General features: G+C 67.7%; 15 protein-coding genes. 11 read left to right on the top strand and 4 right to left on the bottom strand.

From position 1 onward, the window contains the following. Positions 1–42: 42 nt before the first annotated feature. From VF746_26325 to VF746_26310, 4 genes are all read right to left on the bottom strand, one after another. Entirely contained in the window at positions 43–489 is a 447-nt protein-coding gene (locus VF746_26325; protein HEX8695959.1) for a hypothetical protein, read from the bottom strand. Between the two features lie 1,090 nt (positions 490–1,579). Further along, a complete protein-coding gene (locus VF746_26320) occupies positions 1,580–3,799 on the bottom strand; it encodes a hypothetical protein (protein HEX8695958.1) in 2,220 nt (739 codons plus the stop codon). A 395-nt stretch (positions 3,800–4,194) separates the two neighbouring features. Further along, complete coding sequence (locus VF746_26315; protein HEX8695957.1) at positions 4,195–4,764, bottom strand: hypothetical protein; 570 nt, start codon at positions 4,762–4,764, stop codon at positions 4,195–4,197. Continuing rightward, entirely contained in the window at positions 4,737–5,702 is a 966-nt protein-coding gene (locus VF746_26310; protein ID HEX8695956.1) for a hypothetical protein, read from the bottom strand. Before VF746_26310 ends, VF746_26315 begins: the two co-directional genes overlap by 28 nt. Before the next feature lie 1,131 nt (positions 5,703–6,833). On the opposite strand from VF746_26310, the gene VF746_26305 reads away from it, so the two are divergent. From VF746_26305 to VF746_26255, 11 genes are all read left to right on the top strand, one after another. Further along, positions 6,834–7,094 carry a hypothetical protein gene (locus VF746_26305; protein HEX8695955.1) on the top strand — a complete coding sequence of 87 codons (261 nt, stop codon included), beginning with the start codon at positions 6,834–6,836 and terminating at the stop codon, positions 7,092–7,094. 11 nt (positions 7,095–7,105) lie between these two features. Next, a complete protein-coding gene (locus VF746_26300; protein HEX8695954.1) occupies positions 7,106–8,104 on the top strand; it encodes an ATPase, T2SS/T4P/T4SS family in 999 nt (332 codons plus the stop codon). 45 nt (positions 8,105–8,149) lie between these two features. Next, positions 8,150–8,464 (top strand): hypothetical protein, encoded by a 315-nt coding sequence (locus VF746_26295; protein HEX8695953.1) that lies wholly within the window; start codon positions 8,150–8,152, stop codon positions 8,462–8,464. Positions 8,465–8,467: 3 nt separating this feature from the next. After that, positions 8,468–8,815, top strand: a complete 348-nt coding sequence (locus VF746_26290; protein HEX8695952.1) for a hypothetical protein — start codon at positions 8,468–8,470, stop codon at positions 8,813–8,815. A gap of 2 nt (positions 8,816–8,817) precedes the next feature. Further along, the gene (locus VF746_26285; GenBank protein ID HEX8695951.1) at positions 8,818–11,361 is read left to right on the top strand and encodes a hypothetical protein; all 2,544 of its coding nucleotides are present in this window, start codon (positions 8,818–8,820) and stop codon (positions 11,359–11,361) included. Positions 11,362–11,387: 26 nt separating this feature from the next. Beyond that, a complete protein-coding gene (locus tag VF746_26280; protein HEX8695950.1) occupies positions 11,388–12,209 on the top strand; it encodes a type IV secretion system protein in 822 nt (273 codons plus the stop codon). A gap of 1 nt (position 12,210) precedes the next feature. Next, on the top strand, positions 12,211–13,320 hold the full coding sequence (locus VF746_26275) for a type IV secretion system protein (GenBank protein ID HEX8695949.1): 1,110 nt from the start codon (positions 12,211–12,213) through the stop codon (positions 13,318–13,320). Positions 13,321–13,506: 186 nt separating this feature from the next. Continuing rightward, positions 13,507–14,214 carry a type IV secretion system protein gene (locus tag VF746_26270; protein HEX8695948.1) on the top strand — a complete coding sequence of 236 codons (708 nt, stop codon included), beginning with the start codon at positions 13,507–13,509 and terminating at the stop codon, positions 14,212–14,214. Between the two features lie 197 nt (positions 14,215–14,411). Beyond that, positions 14,412–15,377: a TrbG/VirB9 family P-type conjugative transfer protein gene (locus VF746_26265; GenBank protein ID HEX8695947.1), complete on the top strand. Its 966-nt coding sequence runs from the start codon at positions 14,412–14,414 to the stop codon at positions 15,375–15,377. Beyond that, the gene (locus tag VF746_26260; GenBank protein ID HEX8695946.1) at positions 15,374–16,831 is read left to right on the top strand and encodes a TrbI/VirB10 family protein; all 1,458 of its coding nucleotides are present in this window, start codon (positions 15,374–15,376) and stop codon (positions 16,829–16,831) included. Before VF746_26265 ends, VF746_26260 begins: the two co-directional genes overlap by 4 nt. A gap of 36 nt (positions 16,832–16,867) precedes the next feature. Further along, positions 16,868–18,916 carry a type IV secretory system conjugative DNA transfer family protein gene (locus tag VF746_26255; GenBank protein HEX8695945.1) on the top strand — a complete coding sequence of 683 codons (2,049 nt, stop codon included), beginning with the start codon at positions 16,868–16,870 and terminating at the stop codon, positions 18,914–18,916. Positions 18,917–18,944 lie beyond the last annotated feature (28 nt).

Genomic DNA, 18,944 nt, shown 5'->3' with positions numbered 1-18,944 from the left:
GGGAGGGACGGATTGTTGGGACGACCCTGCGTAAGTGGCGCTTCAGGCAGCCTCGCGCGAACCCGGCGCATGGTAGACCACGTGCAGCACCGCCTCGCCCCGGACGGCCTCCGTCCGCAGCGTGACGACGTTGCTCCCGGTGTTCCAGAGCAGCACGCCGGGCGTCACGGGGTGCGGCCGGTGCCCGCCGAACCGGCGGTCCAGTTCCGCCTCCAGCGCGCGCTTTGCGGCCTCGACGGCTGCTGATGGAGCCCGCAGCGTGTAGTGCACGGACGAGAGCCTGCCGCTACGCAGCTGGTACAGAACCGCCTGGCGAGCCTGCGGTGAGTTGCCAGCATGATGGAAGGCGCGGATGTCGACAGGGATCCCCGCAGGCGGGGTGGGCCCGCCTGGAGCGCGGACGTACCCGAGCGAGGCCAGGTACGCAGCCGCCTGCTCGTCGGTGAAGTCCCAGCGCAAATCACGGAAGGTGGCCGCTTGAGCCGACACCGCGCCAACGGACGTTAGCAACAGCGCGAGTGCGACAAGCACACGACGAGTGAGATTCATACGGAGAAAGTTCAGTTCAGGAATGGACAGGGCGCGATCTGGCGAGAACGGAGACACCGCAGGAGCAACAATCCGACTAGTACAAAAAATGTAGGGCGTGGGTGAGATCCACAATCAACACTTTGTACACGTTGCGTGCTCAGGGCTCTCGCGCCTGACGAGCGCTCACGGCTACCTGGCACGATCGCCCCAGCGAGCGGGCGATGATCTCTCGCACGGTCAGGTGTTGCCAGCACCAACCCGGAACGCGGCGTGGCCAAACGGCGCCGGGAGGCGTCGCGGACAGGCATTCGCGTGCAACCGGAGCTTTTTTTCCGCGCCACTCCGACGAATCCCCATTCAGAACCGTTCGCGGAAGGTCACGGTATCTGCCTCGTGAGCGGCACGCTGCGGCGCGCCTCGATGCGACCCGCGACCGCCCGACGCCGTGCCTTCCGCTTCCCGCATGAACCTCAGCATGCGCGATGCTGCGGCCCTGCTCTTCCCCCTCGGGACAGCTCCTGTATACGGAGAACCTGATCTCCGATCCCGAGGTGAACGCGAAGATGGGTCGCTACATCACGGCGGTTGACCAGGGCGGCGTACCGCCTGATTCCGTGCTTGCCGAGCTCCACACGTGGCTGGTAGAGTGGAAGGCCCAACACCCAGACCACGCTTCCCGCGTCAGGATGGTGCCCCGAGCGTCGCCGCAGCCGGTCGCCGCACGCATACGCTATTAGGCGATACACGAACAGAAGGGGGGTCGGCGCGCGGGCGCCGACCCTTTTGTCGTGTAGGAGCTGCGCCGTCAGTAATGCAGGTTATGAAGGTCATTCCGACGTCAGTGAAGGTGAGCGAGATCCCGTCTCCCGCGCTCGTGCCGGTGCCGCAGGACGTACAGCACGCATAGGTGCCGTGCGCGAGACGGCAAGGGGATGGATTCTCAACCATTGCTTTCTGCCGATTCCCAGGAGATTCCACCCTTTGTGTTTCTACGAGCCGGTAAGATTAGAGCACAAGTCCCGCACATCCCAAATACGCCTCCAGGAACTTAGCGCCCAGGCTGCAGGACTTCTTCGGCAGCTGAAGCCGCCTCACGCTCTGCGGCCGGCGAGACCATAATCTTCAGATGGCACAGCTTGGTGTCCCAGACGAACGGCTCCGGCCTACCGTAGATCACCACAAGGCTCTTGGGAGTAACCATCTGTACGAACTCCCGAAGCTCGGGCTCGTTAACTTCTCCTCTCGTCAAATCGAGGAAGAATACGAATCGTCCGACCTTGTACATTGCGGGAGCCTCTCGCGGGATGTCGCCGATGGCATCCCACGCAGCACGGATCTGGTCGGTGATTGCTCGCGGAGCGTCCACTCGCGCGAGAAATGGAATCTGGTGTTGCGCGAGTGCCTGCAGGGTCCATCGCTCGAGGATTTCGCCCGACCCTTCCGAAGGAGCTTGAATCCAGAGAACCCTTCGGTTGCTGGTCCTGCTCATTTCTTCGAAGACCAGCTTCCAGGCTTCCTGCCTGGGCCGCTTCAACACGGCGTCAGCAAGCCATCCGCACTTCTCAGCGCGTAGCTCCGGCGCACCGCTCCACTCTGGTGCTAGTCCATCTACTTCCAGCTCATCCGGCAGCTTCGCCACATAATCGTCGAGTAGCCTCATCCGCAGCCACGTCCAATGCAGAACGAGCAAATCGCTCAGCGGGAAAAGAATTTTCCCGAACTGATGTCCGAGCAGTTCCCGCCCTGTCACACTGAAAATAAGTCTCCGCAACCAAATAACGCGGGTAGCCAGAACGGTCGCGATGACCGTTGCCAGCAGGTAGAGCAGGAGGCCGATGCCCCACCGTGCCCATGTGGGGAGGCGCGCCCACCAGTCTCCTTCTTCGACAGTGAACCGTTGGGTCTGGTACGAAACCAAGTAACTCGGCGAGGAAATGGAGTACGCCAGAGTGAAGCGAAACCTGACGCTTCGCCCCTTGTAGAGGGATGCTTTGCGAGTTCCCTCTTCGGTGAGACTGAGATGTATCGCACCATCGTTCGTCGTCGCAGTGTAGTCGGTCGAATCAAGCGGAAAGCGGGAGTCATCGTGGACGAGTTGAACGCTCACAAGACGTGGCTGCGGCACTGCTTCTCCAAGATCCAGTTCAATCCGGTACTTGCCGTTCAGCCTCTCGAGCGAGCCTGCGCGGGCACGGATTGCCCTTACCTCTAGAGGGCGCCACCTTAGTCTTGCGATGAGCCCATGCCCTCCGGCGACCCAGCCCTCCGTTCCTTCACGATTGACCCACATCGCAAGAATTGCCGTATCAGGCATATCGTTGACGTATGCTCCGCTCTGCGTCACGTAAGCCCAACGAAAAATCAGCTTGTTCGTGGCGGCATCGATGTCACGCCCAGCAATCAGGGCACGTCGACCGTTGGGCGCGACCCAGCCAGCCCGCCCCGGCATCGGAACACCTGTGAGGTAGAGAGGTGGCTCACCGGCGATAGCACGGACTGAAAACCTGTGTTCAACTGGCGGCGGGCGCCTCTCTCCGTTCCGCGGGGGAGGGTACTGGAGCCCAGCAACCCAAAGCCGGTCGAACTGCGACCAAAGATCCGTTGCTTCAAATCGCGGAATGATACCCTTCCAGACCAGCTCACCACGATCGATCCGGAAGCTGGTCACCGTAGTCGTGGTGTCGCGCACCCAAATATCTCGGCCGTCCGAAGCCACATCGAGCAAGTCGACCGTCGCCGGCCTGGAAGGTGTAATCATCCGCCAGTGCTCTCCAGTCAGGCCGAGTACGACGCCTGCACGTCCGACGGCGTAGCCCTCATGGCCGAAACGATCCAACCACACCGAGTAGAGGTCGCTCGAGGTAGGTGATTCGGGGTACCGCGTCCACGAGTGCGACGCCGCACGATACTGGAGTATCTGCCCACCACTCCCGACTACGATCCCTTGCGTCGCCTCTGCATCGAAGGCAATGCTGCGCCAATCCGCGGCTGGCCCGCCTGTCGGCGCATCCCGATGCCAGTTTCCCTCGACATAGTGAAGGATGAGGCCGCGATCCCCGACGGCCCAGCCCTCTGCGCCATCGTCGCGGAACCAGAGATCGAAGATCGTATGGCCCCCCGCGGCGGGTATGCGATTGACCTCCCATCTAGGAAAGGCATCCAGTCCGTCCTCGACAGGGTCGACAATTTCACTCGCCGGACCGCAGCCGGCGATTGTCGCGAGTAGCATGCAGACAGACACGCGGCACAGCTTCGGGTGGTTGGGCATGCGGACGATTGGCAGGAGGCGCACGACAGGAGGGGCAGCTGGACCCGCACAAATATGAACCTTGGTGCTGCTTCACGCAAACGAGCGTATGTCCCGATAGGGACCACGCTCGCATGCTGCTGCCGGAGTGTGAAGCGCCCCGGCACTATTTATAAGCCGGCATTCGATCGAATGGCAGACTCAACCGGGAATGTCGACGGCGATCGGTGGGGCAGCACCCTCCTGAGGGCAGCAGAACGAAGCCGGGCACTCCCCGGAGCACGAGAGAGAACCGTCTTGGTTCTCCCACTTCTGGAGCCTGGGAGGGGGGCTGGTCTGGGCCGGCGCAGTAGTGCTCGGCAACGCGAGCACTACTGCCGCAAGGGCGAAGCAGGCAACTCTCGAAGCGGCTTTCATCATTCACCTCCTCCGGCGGCGATGGATGGATGGGGAGTGTGGTGTTGGACTGCGATAGACCGGAAGTACGTCTCTAACTGGGAAACAAGGCTCGCCGAACCCTGCCGGTCGCCAGTTAGCTTGGTGTTGCCGAACGCGCTTTGTCCAGGCCGAACAGGAGACATGACCAGGAACGGCGTCACTTCTGGATCAGGAACGCGGCGCCCGAACTCTCGTGCGAGTTCCCTCTCGGAGATGCGCCTCACATCAACACGGAACAGCCGCTCGCGGCGCATGAAGGAGCGCACAAGCGCGGTATCGGTTTCAACAGCGAAGACGATGACCTGGACGCGTGAGCCGTGGGTGTGGAGGATCCGCCTGATGTTCGGAGCAGCGGTCACGCAGGACGCCAGGTCCTTCGCCCGGAGCACCCATTCAACGCGCGCCTCGGCGTTTACAAGCGCCGATGCCTGAGCCGAGGGAAAATCAGGAGCCAAAGGATGTGCTGGTAGGGCCGCGCCACCCAGCACTGCCGGGAGTGCCAAAGTCCCGAAGATAAAGGCTAGCGAATTAAGCGACCAATCGTCCATGACGTACTCTCCTGTTCATCAGCCTTTATGAAGTACAGCCTTGAGTCCGACGGGGAAGGTCCAAGGAACTGAAGGGCATTCGGAACGTCGAAGCGAGGGATTGCTCTGCCATCTTTGATTTCAAAACGAGCCAGACCCCAGATTGGCTCATGTCCGGTCATGTTGAAGTACTGCACATAGATGGAGCCATCGGGTGCCCAGTAGACTGTAGAAAGCCGGGTATATGAATTTCGCCACTCGATCTCTTCCTCGGGACTGCTATTTGTCGGGCGTGGGCTTCTCAACCGACGGAAATGCTCCAGTTCTAGCGGAAGCTTCTGGAGCGGTGAGCCGTCTTTTCTGAACAAGTATAGCGTGTCAGCGAGAGGGAAGATTACCGCGAGCGTGTCTCGCCTCAACGCGGCATCGGTCCAACCCGTGAACATGTATGCTTCGTCGTACTCTTTCGGGTGTGGCGGCGTTGAGAAGAAACTTCGCACGATCGATTCCGAGGATATATTCCAAATGTGGAGCAACGGCGTATCCAGCATTCCCGGCTGACGTCCGCTTATGAGAAGAGTGCTGTCGTTCAGTAAGAGCGCGTTGTTGACAGGTTGCAATCCTGTGTTGGTGGTGCGCTTCAAAGCGCCCGTCGCGTCGAAGATGCTGAGCCTCCCAGCATTATCGATAGCAATGATCTCGTTTGATGAAGTACGAACGGCCGACCGCAACCGCTGAAACTCCCCGGGTCCTGGTCCCTCCCTTCCGGCGGACCAAAGCAACTTGACCTCTCCAGAGTAAACCCGAATTTCATTCTGGCCGCGGTCAGCAACGACGAATCCCCCGCGAGAATCGAAAAACACATCCAGGGAGCCGCTCGCGAGCTCACCTGTGAAAACGATCTCATCGTTGAAGTCTATGTAATCTGCCAAGCTCGGCTCCGGCAGGCGCACCTGCATCGCCGCAGTCCCCCGCGGCACATGCTGAGGAACCTGGCAGGATGCAGCCGAACAAGAAGTAGTGACTAGCGCGATGAACAACGAACACTTCATCTTCCACTGAATACGAAGCGCACGCAAGCACCGAGTTCGCTGGGGGGCAGAGGGGCTCATGCGGGAAACGAGGTGCCGAAGGGAAGAAAGGTATACACCGAGAAGGCGCTCACTGGGGGGAGACGTGAGCCACTCAGGTTCTGCGGGGGCATGAACCGCGTACGTAAACGGCATGGCGAACCACCTCCTGCCGTTGGGTCGAAGAAGCGCTCCTAACGAGACTGCTTAACCGACGTCCCGAGTCAAATCTTATTCAGGCTTTGTTCTGAACGCAAGGTTCTCGTTGTACACAATTGACGCATAATAGGTTGCGATGGGAGGAGCTGCCGCTCTCGGGCCCATTACTGGGGCGCCGCCCCCGCTTGCAAATTGTGTGGTATTAGCGCTCCAGGGGTTGCTCTGCGACCAAGTTGGGTGGCAGAGGTTTACGAAGTGATGACCGGCCATGCGATGTTATGAAAAGAGTGCCCAGATACCTGGCCGAGTTCACTGGGGCAGGTGATGAGATCAATTTCCGACTAAATGAGATCGGGGGAGATCAGGCTTACATTTGAGATGTAAACATAGTGTACAGAAGGACATTCGCCCCTCTGCCCGGTCGGATGGAGCCAGGCACCAAACGGGCCCACATAGGCGAAGGTGTGCTCGAACCGTCTGCGAGTTGGCGCTCCCGGGGTGAGCGCGTTGTTCTGGGCCGAACCTCCTGGGAGTAGCCCCCTTGGAGGGACCGTACTTTTGTGAGACGGACACAACTCTCGTATTTCGCAACCGCTCCTAAGAGTGTCTTGGATTCCGGCAGCACCAACACGCTGTCGTGCGGGCCGCGCCGGTGCTGGCGATGCTCAACGCCCGCCTGCTACTCCGTCGGCCGGTCCGCCCAGACGCAGGCAGCGAGCGCATAGGCGTCGAGCAGTACAGGGCCAGAACCGTTCGCGGAAGGTCACGGTATCTGCCTCGTGAGCGGCACGCCGCGGCGTGCCTCGATGCGACCCGCGACCGCCCGACCCCGTGCCTTCCGCTTCCCGCATGAACCTCAGCATGCCCGCCGAGATCCGCCACCTGGTGAAGCAGGCGGCGATCAGCACGGCGGCCCTCGAGCGCGACAGCGTGGACGACTCCGCGTGGGTCGTCCGCGCTGTCTCCGAGAAGCTGGTCCGCGAGTGGGAGTGCCTGGACCTGGGGGAGCCGGTTCCCGAGCTCGTGCGCGTGCTGGCCCGGCACGGCCTGGCGCCGGCCGCGTCCCGGCCGGCGCTTGCCTTCGACGTCCACGCCGGCGGGCCCGCGGCCGCGGCGGCGTGACGGAGAGCGCCGTGCTGGACCGACCCGCCCTCGCCGAGGCCGGCGTGGGGGAGTACGAGGAGCGCGACGCGCTGGAGTACGAGTACGCGGTGCAGATGCAGCGCATCCTCGGCGCCGACGTGATGGGCGTCTTCGACCTCCACGCCACCTCCGAGGTCTACGTGAACCCCGACGGGCGCGTCTGGTCGGTGGCGCACGGGCGGGGGCACGCGCCCACGGGCCTGCGGCTGCGCGCGTCGCAGGTCGAGGCCTTCCTGAACGTGGCCGCGGCGCGGCTGAAGGAGACGATCACGCCGATCTCCCCGCGGCTGCAGGGTGAGCTCCCGCGCCCGATCTTCGGCGGCGCCCGCCTCCAGGGCTTGATCCCGCCGGTCACGACCGGACCAATGTTCAAGATGCGCAAGCGCCCGAACAAGATCGTGCCTCTGGAGGACTACCTCGCGCAGGGTGTGATGACGCGGGCCCAATACGATGCGATCCGGTGGGGAATTTCGCAGGACTTCGGGATCGCGATCGCCGGACCGGCCAGCTCGGGCAAGACGTACCTTCTGAACTCCATGCTGCGCGAACAGGCGCGCACGATGGATTCTCCCAACGATCCCGTCTTCGTGGTGGAGGACACCGTCGAGGTGCTGAGCGAGGCGCCAAACACCGTGTCCCTGCGCACCACGCCGGAGTGCGACTTCGACATCCTGCTTTACGTCTCGCTTCGCATTACTCCGAAGTATCTCCACGTGGGCGAGTGCCGACGCTACGCATTCCAGATGCTGGACATGTGGGCCACGGGGCACCCGGGGTTCTGCACCGTCCACGCGAAGTCGGCCGAGGGGGCGCTTCAGCGGCTGGGCTATCTCGCGCGCCGCGACACCGGGCGCAACGAGGGGTGGCTGGTGGCCCACGCCGTCCAGCTCGTGGTCGTGATCAAGCCCACACCCAACGGCCGCCGCGTGACCGAGGTGGCCCAGTGCACCGGGTACCGGAGAGGCCGGTACCTGCTGACGAGCCTCTGAGTCCGCAGGGGCCGAACTCCCGATCCTCCTACCCGCATGAGAGCCATGCCCCGTCTCCGCCCCCGCGAGTTCGGAGCCGCCGCGCTCGCCGCCGTGCTGGCCGCCGTCCCCGGCCATCTCTCGGCCGCCACCACCGTCCCCGAGCCGTTCGGGTTCATCAACGGCATCATCGACTTCATCCGCGACGCGGCCGTGCCGACCATCGTCCTGGCGCTGATGATCGGCGCGCTCGCCTGGCTCTTCGCCAAGAACGGCGAGGGGATCGTGCAGTGGGCGGGGAAGGCGTTCGTGGTCCTCGCGGTCATCCTGGGCGGCGGCACCCTGCTGGCCTCCATCGGCTTCCAGGGCGCGGTCGTCTGAGCATTGGCGTCGCGGCGCGACGTGGAGCTGGAGCGGCGCCCGATCCCGGAGCCGATGTACCGGACGCCGCTCTTCCTCGGGCTCCCGCAGCACTACCTGGTGGTGTGGCTCGCCACCCTCGCCTCGGCGGCGGTGGCGGTCGGCAGCGGCACCCACTTCCTCCTGGGCATCGCCGTGTTCGCGCTCGGGATGGCGGCGGTGCATCCGAAGCTGGCGCGCGCCTGCGAGGAGGACGCGCTCGCGATCGACGTCTTCTTCCACTGGCTCCTGAACGAGCACGCCTTCTCGGAGCCGCACCCGTCCATCTGGGACCCGGCCGACCGGGTCCGCCCCTCCATCCCGCAGCCCTGACCGTGGATCCCTTCGTCGGCGCCTTCCTCTTCGGCAGCGGCATGGCCGCCATGCGCGGCTTCGACGCGCTGCGGGTGGCCCGCGCCGTCCCCCGCGGGCTGCCGGGGAGCCTCCCCTGGGGGTACTTCGTCGCCCCCGGCGTGGTGCAGCTCAAGGACGGGGCATTCCTCACGGGCTTCCGCTTCCGCGGGCCGGACACGGCGTCGGCCACCAACGCCGAGCTGAACGCGCTCTCCGCGCACCTGAACCGCGCGCTCTACCCGTACCACGACGAGTGGATGTTCCACTTCGACGCGGTGCGGCGGCGTTCCTTCGAGTACCCGGAGTCCGGGGCGTTCCCCGACGCGGCAACGCGGGGGATCGACGAGGAGCGCCGGCGGGAGTACGCCCGGAGCGGCCGGAAGTACGAGACCGAGTGCGTGCTCTCGCTGACCTACCGCCCGCCGCCGGACACGGCGGCGAAGCTCCGGCGCTGGCTCGTGCGTGGGGAGGCGTCCACCACCTCGTGGGAGCGGCACCTCCAGCGCTTCGTGCAGGACGGCGCGGAGCGGCTCATGGACCGCCTGGGCGCCCGGCTCAACCTGGAGCCGATGGGCTCCGACGAGTATCTCACGCACCTGCACTTCTGCCTTACCGGGCTGGAGCACAAGGTCCTCGCCCCGCCGGACGCGAGCCACCTCGACTGGGTGCTGGCCAGCCAGGAGTTCGTGCGCGGCACCCGCCCCCGCGTGGGCGACAAGCACGTCTGCGTGGTCTCGCTCTTCGGCTTCGCTCCCGAGTCCTGGTCCGGCGTGCTGGACCCGCTCACCAAGGTGGGCGCGCCGTACCGCTGGAGCACGCGCGTCATCCCCCTCGGCTACGGCCCCGCCGCGCGGATCATCGGCCGCATCCGCGACACCTGGTTCAAGAACCGGAAAGGCGCCGCCACGCTCACGCAGGGGATGCTGCAGAGCGGCGAGAAGACGCCGCAGCAGCTGGAGGACGAGAAGGTCTTCGAGAACACCCACTCCCGCCACGCGGCGGCGCGGCTCAGCGATCTGCTGGGCGCGCTCCAGAGCGGGCGCGGGCGCGCGGCGCTCTACACCTCCACGCTGGTCGTCCACGGGGACAGCGACGCGGAGGCGCGCGAGGTCGCACGCCAGCTCATGCACCAGGTGAACGAGCGCGGCTTCACGGCGCGCATCGAGGGGCTGCACGCCTGCCCGGCGTTCTTCTCCACCATGCCCGGCGACGGGTGGCACAACCTCCGGCGCCCGCCGCTCCCCACCGAGAACATCGCCGACCTCCTCCCGGCGACCTCGTCGTGGGCGGGGATGCGCCACGTGCCGTCTCCGTTCTTCCCGGTGCGCAGCCCCGCGCTCGCCTACGTCGACACCGACGACGCGACGCCCTTCCGGCTCAACCTCTACCACAAGGACGTCGGGCACACCCTGCTGGTGGGCTCCACCGGGGCGGGGAAGAGCACGTTCATGGGGTTCTGCGTCGCGCAGTTCATGCGCTACGAGGGCGCGCAGGTATTCTGGTTCGACAAGGGGCACTCGGCTTACCTGCTGACCGCCGCGATGGGCGGGCGTCACTACGACATCCGCCCGAAGCCGGACCCGCGCACCGGGCTCCAGTTCCAGCCCTACGCGCTGGTCGACCAGCCGGAGGAGCAGGCGTGGGCGGCGGAGTGGACCGAGACCGCCGTCCACCTGCAGGGCGTGGAGCCGTCGCTCGCGAAGCGGCAGGCGATCCAGCGCGCGCTCCGGGTGCTCGGGGACCGGCCGCCGGAGGAGCGGACGATCCGCGCGTTCGTCATGCACGTGCAGGACCTGGAGATCCGCGCCGCGATGGAGCAGTACACGGGCACGGGCCCCTACGGCTACCTGCTGGACGGCGCGAAGGACGGCTTCGCCTCCGGGAACGTCCACACCTTCGAGATGCACCGCCTGATGGGGATGGGCGACCGCATCGTCGTCCCCACGCTCCTGCACCTCTTCCGGCAGATCGAGCTTCGGCTCCGCTCCAACCGGCCGACGTTCATCCCGATCGACGAGGCGTGGGAGGCGCTGATGCGCTCCCTCTTCGCCGCCAAGATCGAGGAGTGGCTGCGCACCGTCCGCAAGGCCAACGGCGCGCTGATGCTCGCCACGCAGGACCCGGCCGACGTGGCGAAGTCGGAGCACCGCGACGTGATCCTCTCCAGCGCCCCGACGATGGTCTTCCTCCCGAACCGGAACGCCGTCAGCGAGGACGTCGCCGAGCTCTACCGCGCCTACAAGCTGAACGACCGCGAGGTCGAGATCCTCGCCACGGGCGAGACCAAGCGGGACTACTTCTTCAAGAGCCCCGACGGGAGCCGCCGCTTCGAGCTGAAGCTGGGCCCCGTCGCGCTGGCCTTCCTCGGCTCCCGGCCGGGGATGACCACCGCCGCCTCGGTGGAGCGCGCCCGGCGCCTCCAGGCGCAGCACGGCGCCGACTGGCCGCGCCTCTGGCTGGAGGAGGCCGGCCTCCACGGCCAGGCGGCGGAGATGTACCCGACCCCGGCCGCGCTCGCGGCCTAATCCCCGCACCCCACCAGGGAAGCACCATGAGACCCTCGTCTCCCCGACTGCGCCGCGGCGCCGCGGCCGTCCTCCTCGCCTCGCTCGCGGTGGCCGCCGTGCCGCGCCCGGCGCACGCGATCTTCGGGATCGGCGACGTCGTGTACGACCCCGCGAACCACGCCAACGCGGTGCTGCGCTACGGGCAGCTCATCCTGCAGGCGAACCAGATGGGCCGCCAGCTCGTGGTGGCGACCCGCCAGGCCAACCACGTGATCCAGCAGGCGCGCGGCTTCCACATCGGGCGCCTGCGCATCCCCTCGCTCGGGGAGGTGCTGGACCGGATCGACGGGCGCTACGGGTCGGGGGAGAGCATCGGCTACGGGAACAGCCACCTCGACCGGCTCTTCCGGAGCACCTTCCCGGAGCTGGCGGAGTGGAACCACCGCGCCGCCGGGCAGCAGGCCCGCGCCGCGCGCGAGGCCGCCTACAACGTGCTCCTGAGCGCGCGCGACCACCACCTGGAGATCGGCCGCTCGCAGCGCCGGCTGGACCAGCTGAAGCTGGACCTGGCGAGCGCGGCGACGGAGCGGGAGGTGGCGCAGATCCAGAACCGGATCGCCGCCGAGCAGCTCGACCAGCAGCTCATGCAGCGCAACCTGGAGATGGGCACGGCAAACATGCAGGCCGTGGACGTCGCGCTGCGCGCCGACCAGGCGGCGCGGGAGGCGATGGAGGACACCGCCCGCGCGGTCTACGACGCGTACCGGCAGGACGTGCACGAGGCGGCCCGGCGCCGGGTCCTCGCGCGCCAGGACAGCATCGAGCGCGCGCGCAGCGCCCGGCAGCGCACCCTGCCGCAGCAGTAGCATGCGCGCGCGATCCCGCGCAGCCGTCGCCGCCGTCCGCCGCTGGCTGCGGGCGCACCCGTGCCTCGCCGGTGCGCTCGCGGCCCTGGGGCTCGCGCTCACGCTGCACGCGCTGCTGGCCACCGACCTCGCGGCGCAGGCTCCCCGTGTCCGGGAGACCGACCTGGAGGCGATCTTCCGCAGCCGCCAGCAGGAGTGGCTTGCGAACGCGCAGAACCTTCTGCTGGGCCTCTTCGGCGGGCTCCTGGTGCTCGAGATCTCCTACTCCAGCCTCAAGTGGCAGAAGGAACGGGTCGGGATCGACCACATCCTCTACTCGCTGGTGTGGAAGATCGGCGCGGTCGCGGTGCTGATGTTCTTCTTCCGCTACCCGCACCTCACCACCGAGCGGGTGATCGACTCGTTCGCGCATCTGGGCGGGATGATCGCCGGCCGGTCAGGGATGGCGCTCACGCCGACCGAGATCGTGACGCAGGGCAGTGAGATCGCCCAGCGGCTGGTGGACCAGCTCGGCGCCGAGCAGGGGATGCCGCTCGAGCCGCCCGAGGAGCAGGGGCTGCTCACGCGCTTCTCGAACTGGGTCAAAGGGGTCTACAACGCGTTCGGGATCGGGCTGGTGAACGCGATGTTCTCCATGCTCTACTCGGCCGCCGTGGTGCTCCTGGTCGCGATCGTGGTGGTGGTCGCCTACTTCATCATCGCACTGCAACTGCTGCTGGTGAAGCTGGAAAGCATCCTGGTCCTCAACACCGCGATCGTGTTCGTTCCCTTCGGCTCGTTCAGCCTCACCGCGGGGCTGGCCAAGGCCTACTTCCGCTACGCGCTCGAGGTCGCCGTCCGCTTCTTCTTCCTCCAGGTGATCGCGGGCGTCGGCTACGACCTGTTCGAGACCCTGTACCAGATCGCGCGGGGGCTGCTGAAGTACGACGCCTCCCGCGGCGAGATGCACTGGGTGCTCAACCCGCCGTTCCTGGACTGGCAGGTCGCGGTGGCGCTCACCTTCGCGGCGGTCGCCTTCGCCTACCTCGCGTGGAAGATCCCCGGCTCGGTCGGCCGGCGCTTCCCCTCCGAGGTCCACTTCGGTCCCTCCGACGGCGGCCGGGGTAACTAGCGGGGGGGGGGGACGGTCGCCGTTCGTCCTCCCGCTCAGCCCGCAGCCGTTCCGCGCGTATTTCCCTGAACCGCCCGCCCCGTGCTCATCTTCCGGAGACGTTCCCCGGCCGCTTCCACGCCCGGCGCGGAGGCCGAGTCCGGCCCCTACCGAAGCCGGTACGACATCGCCCGCGAGGGATACGAGATGCGCCTCGCGCAGCTCGCGCGGGCGCTGGACCAGTCGAGCCTGAAGAACTACCTGTCCGGGGCCGGAAACATCGTCCTGGCGGCCGGGCTGGTCATGATCGCGCTGCGCGGCGGCGTGCGGCCGATCTTCATCCCCTACGACCAGTTCGGCCGCGTCATCCACTACGACGACCTGAGCCGGTTCAAGGACCCGCCCCGCGCCATCGTCGAGTCGGAGCTGGGGCGCTGGCTGGTGAACGTCCGCGGGATCTACTACGGCGATCCCGTCGCCCAGCTGGACCGCGCCCGCGCGGCCAAGCGGCTGCTGTCGCCGGAGGCCGACCAATGGCTGGACCGGTACTTCTCGGCTCCCTCCCGCAACCCCGCGCTCCTGCTGCGGGACCTGTCGCGTACGGTGGAGCTGGTGAGCATCTCCAGGGACGTGGACCGGCCAGTGTGGTACCTGCAGTGGCGCGAGCTCGACGTCTCCCCGCACGGTGGGTACGCCGAGTCGGTCTGGCAGGGAACGCTGAAGGTGGATTTCGTGCCGGGTGGGACGGAGGAGGCGGTGTGGGCGAACCCCGCCGGGATCCGGATCACCTCCATCGAGTGGAACCGCGTCCGCGAGCGTGCTTCCGCGGCGCCGGCGCCGGGTCCCCCGCCGACGGCCGCCGCTCCGGCTGACTCACAGCCCGTCACCCCGCCAGCGCACGCGCCTTCCCGCTGAGCAGCGGCACGGTACCGTCCTCTACCCCCAGCCTGAAGGCCGGAGCGCGACCCCGCGCTCCGGCCTTCTCCGCATCCCAAGAACCGTTCTCCGGAGGTCACGGTATCTCGCTGGAGAGCCCGCCGGCCCGCGCGGCTGTGTGGGGGCCACGGCCCGCTCCGGCCGTGCACACCGAAGCGTCTCCATTTACAGCTCGCATGACGAGTTTCCTCCGGGCCGCCGCGCTGGCGGCGGCCTTCGCCCTTCCCGCGCCCCTGGCGGCGCAGCCCGGCCCGCAGGCCGGACCGCCGGCCGGCTCCCACGCGACCGCGCCGGCGCGCCCGGTCCAGGAAGACGCGGCGGTGATCGCCGCCACGCGCGAGTACCAGCGGAGCGGCCACGCGCGGGTGCTGCAGACCGGGGCGTACCTGGTCTATCCCTTCGGCCAGACGCAGCCCCGGCTCACCTGCGCTCCGCTGCGGGCCTGCAACATCCAGATGGAGGAAGGCGAGCGCCCGCCGGCCGGCGTCTCGGAGTTCAAGCCCTACGTGGGCGACTCCGAGCGCTGGTTCGTGGGCACCACGCCAGGGCCGCGCAACACCACGCTCGTGGTCGTGCAGCCCAGCGACTGCAACCTGACCACCAACCTCACCATCCCCACCGACCGGCGGCTCTACCAGCTCACGCTCGACTCGCCGCCCTGCACGGCGCGCGACACGGCGGGGCAGAACCCGGACCTCCCCTACAACCGGATCGTCCGCTTCTACTACCCCGAGGAACTGCTCCAGCGGCTCGCGGCGGACGAGGAGGAGCAGGCGCGCGCGGTCCAAGCCGAGCAGGAGCGGCAGGTCGCCGTGGCCGCCGCGCCGTTCGATCCCACCTCCCTCGACTTCGGCTACTTCATGTGCCGGGACCGCGGCTACCCGTGGCGTCCCGACCAGGTCTTCGCCGACGCGGAGCACACCTACATCAAGCTCCCCGAGGCGGCGCAGCAGGCGGAGACGCCCGCGCTGTTCGAGGTGGGGCCGGGCGGCGAGCTGGTCCTGGTCAACTACGCGGTGCGCGCCGGGTTCTACGTGGTCGACCGGGTCCTCCAGCGCGGCGTGCTGGTGGTCGGGACGGGGCGTGAGGGGCAGGAGCAGCGACTGCTCATCACCCGCAACCGGAAGGACTGCCCCCGATGACCGACCCCACCGGCGCAGCCGATCCGGCGTTCGTCGGAAGCGAGGACTCCGCCAACCTCCGGCGCGCGGTGACTGCCGCCGACGCCGCTCCCACCCCCGGACCCGCGACCCAGCCGCCCGCCTCCGCTCCTGAAGCGGAGCCCGTTGAAGAGGGCCCGCGCCGCACGCTCTTGGTCGTGCTCGCGGCCGTGGCGGGTGCGATCCTCCTGTGGATGCTCTTCCGGTCGGTCCCGGAAGAGAGGGCCGCTTCCTCCCAGCAGGACCGGGAGAGCGCCGGGGCGGCCTCCGCGGTCGAGGGGATGGCCAACGAGGCGGACCCGAGCTGGATGCAGGCTGCCGACACCGCGCGCCGGATCGCCGGCGCGCCCGGCACGGTGGTACCCCCGGTCTACGGTCCGGCGGGGAGCGGAGCGCGGGGCTACGACCAGGCCGGCGTGCAGCCGGACAGCGGCGCGACCGCCGACTCCACGGCGGTTGCGCGCGGGGAGACTGCTGCGGCGCCCGCCGAGAACCCGCGCCGCGAGGCGTTCCTCGCCGCGCTCCGCTCCAAGCCGCTGCAGGGCGGCGCGTCGTTCGCGCCCGACCGGGGCCAGGCGGCCGAGGCGGGCGGCGAGGACGAGCTCCCGGAGCCGCCGACGCTCGCGGAGATGGAAGCCGCGGCGCAGGCGGAAGCGGAGCGCCGCTCCGTCCCACCGGCGGCGAGCGGCGGCTTCTCCGTCGGTGGGGGCCCCCCGGCCGCCGCGACCCCGCCGTTCGTGGACTACGGGAGCGCGCCGGCCGGCCGGTCCTCCCGCTCGTCGTACGTGACCGGTGGCTCCGGCGGCGGCCCGCGCGCGGCGGCCCCGCAGCAGCTCGCGCCGCGAGGCGCCGCGGCGGGGAGCGTGGTGGTGCCGGTCGGGACCATCATCGAGGGCCAGCTCCACACCAGGGTCAACTCGGACCTCCCCGGGAGCGTGGTCGGGATGGTGACCCGCAACGTCTACGACGCCACCCAGCGCGTGGTGGTGATCCCCCGCTACAGCTGGCTCTTCGGCACGTACGAGAGCGACGTGGCCACCGGCCAGGCGCGGCTGGTCGTGCAGTGGACGGCGATCCGCTTCCCGAACGGCGACACCTACGAGCTCCCCGCGCTGCGGGCGGGGGAGCGCACCGGGGCGAGTGGGCTTCCCGGCCGGGTGAACAACCATTACGGCAGGATCTTCGGCCAGGCGCTCCTCTCGTCGGTGATCGCCGCCGGGTTCGACCTGGGGCGCAGCGACCGGGGTGAGGACGAGCGCCGTTCCGCGCGCGACGTGCTCGCCGACGCCACCGCGCAGCAGCTCGGCCAGACCGCCGCGGAGGTGACCCGCCGGAACCTTGACATCAAGCCGACCTGGACCAGCCGGGGCCAGGTGACGCCGTTCTCGATCATCCTCGACCGCGACCTCGTCTTCACGCAGCCGTCCCGCCGCTAACGGCGGGGCGGCCGCGCGCGCTCCTCCCCGAAGCCGATGTCCGTCTCCCCCGACACGCTGCGCTTCCGGAAGACGCGGCAGGGCGCCCCGGTCCACCCCTACACGGTGGCAGCGCTCGTCGCCGCCTCCGCCCTCGCGGGCTTCGCCGCCGCCACGCAGTACGCCGCCGACCGTCTGGGCTATCACCCCAACCTCGGCCCCGCGCTCTATCCCCGCGACGCCTACCCGCCTGCGCTCTGCGTGGCCCTGGGCCTGGCCGCGCTCCTGATCGGCGCGGCCTGCTGGCGGGTTCCACACGCACGCCACGCCGCCCCCCTGCTGGGGCTTGTCGCGCTGGCGGCGTTCGCGGCCGCGCGCGGGCCCTTCTACCCCCCCAGCCGCGTCGTCCAGTGGAGGGTCGCGTTCCACGGCGCGACGGCACACGACGCCGCCCAGTGGGCGCCCCTGCAGGCGATCTTCGACGGCGCGGTCCCGGTGGGGATGGCCGCCTTCCTCGCCGCGCTCTGCACCGGCGGCTACCTCTGCCTCGGCGGCTCCGTCAAGCACGCCTCGAACGCGCACGGCACCGCCGCGTTCGGCACCGGGAAGGAGCTCCTCCTTTCGCCGGAGGAGGGGCTGCGGTGGGAGAAGCGGCAACGTGCCGGGAAGAAGGGCATGCCCGGTGTCATGATCGGCCGGCTCCCACCCTCCACCGCGTCCTCGTGGCCGCGGCGCTCCCGGCCGGGGCATCTGCTCTGGTACCGCGGTCCAAGCCACATCCTCACCATGGCGCCCACCCGCTCCGGGAAGGGCGTCGGCGCGGTCGTTCCCTCGCTCCTGTGGTACCCGGGCTCCGTGGTGTGCATGGACATTAAGGGGGAGAACTTCCACGTCACGCACAAGCAGCGGCTCTTCGCGGGCGGCGAGGTCTACGTCCTCGATCCGTTCCGCGTCACGGGGTACGAGCACGCTCTCCACGCCTACGCGAACCCGCTCGATACCATCGACACACACGGCTCGCGGAAGGACCGCGCGCTGGACGACTGCAAGACGCTGGCGGAGATGCTGGTGGAGGAGGACGGGAAGGAGAACCGGCACTTCTCGGACGAGGGCCGCTCGCTCCTCGCCTGCTTCATGTTGTACGTCTGCGACGAGTTCAACGGCCGGCGCGAGGAGCGCACCCTCATGAAGGTGCGCGAGCTCCTCACCCTCCCGGCGGAGGAGTTCAACAAGCTCCTGAAGCAGATGGGAAACAGCGACAACGAGCTGGTCCGCCGGGGCGTCGCGCGGCTGCAGCAGAAGGAGGAGCGCGAGCGCACGGGCGTGATCAGCACCGCCCAGCGCGGGATCGACTTCCTGGATTCGATCCCGATGGCCAACGTGCTGGTGCCTCCGCCCGGCTCCGACCTGGAGGCGGAGAACCCCGAGAAACGCCCGCGGCAGGTGGACCTCTCGCTCATCAAGGGCGACGTCCCGATGACTATCTACCTCGTCATCCCGCCGGAGGCGCTGAAGACGCACGCGGCCTGGGTCCGGATGATGATCGCGTGCATCAACAACATGATCACGCGCATCCCGGGCCGGCCGACGCACCGGATTCTGATGCTGCTGGACGAGTTCGCGCAGCTCGGGCACATCCGGCCGGTGGTCGAGGGGATCAGCTTGGTAGGCGGCTACGGCGTGCTCTTCTGGGTCATCATCCAGGACTTGGCGCAGCTGAAAGGGCTCTACAGAGACAACTGGGAGACGATCTTCGCGAACTGCGACGTCAAGCAGTGCTTCGGCACGAACGACTGGACTACCGCCGATCTGCTGTCGAGGATGACGGGTGAGACCACGCTGTTCACCGAAGGTGGATCTTCCGGCAAGGGCCGGAGCTATGGGAAGAGCAGCGGGCACTCAACGAACTACGGCGAGTCGGTCTCGGAAAAAGGGAGACGGCTCCTCATGGCCGACGAGGTGCTGCGGCTGCCGCCTTCCAAGCAGCTGCTCTTCGTGAAGGGGAGCTCGCCGCTGCTGGTGGACAAGATCAACTACCTCACCGACCCGGAGTTCCGTGGGGCGGACGGCAAGCCGCTGTTCAAGCAGAATCCGATGTACGCGTGACAAGGTAGCAACACGGCGATCTGAATGA

It is taken from the genome of Longimicrobium sp., assembly GCA_036389795.1.
Taxonomy (GTDB): domain Bacteria; phylum Gemmatimonadota; class Gemmatimonadetes; order Longimicrobiales; family Longimicrobiaceae; genus Longimicrobium.
Note: the sequence above shows the minus strand (reverse complement) of the source record. Positions and strands in the feature narration are given on the sequence as shown.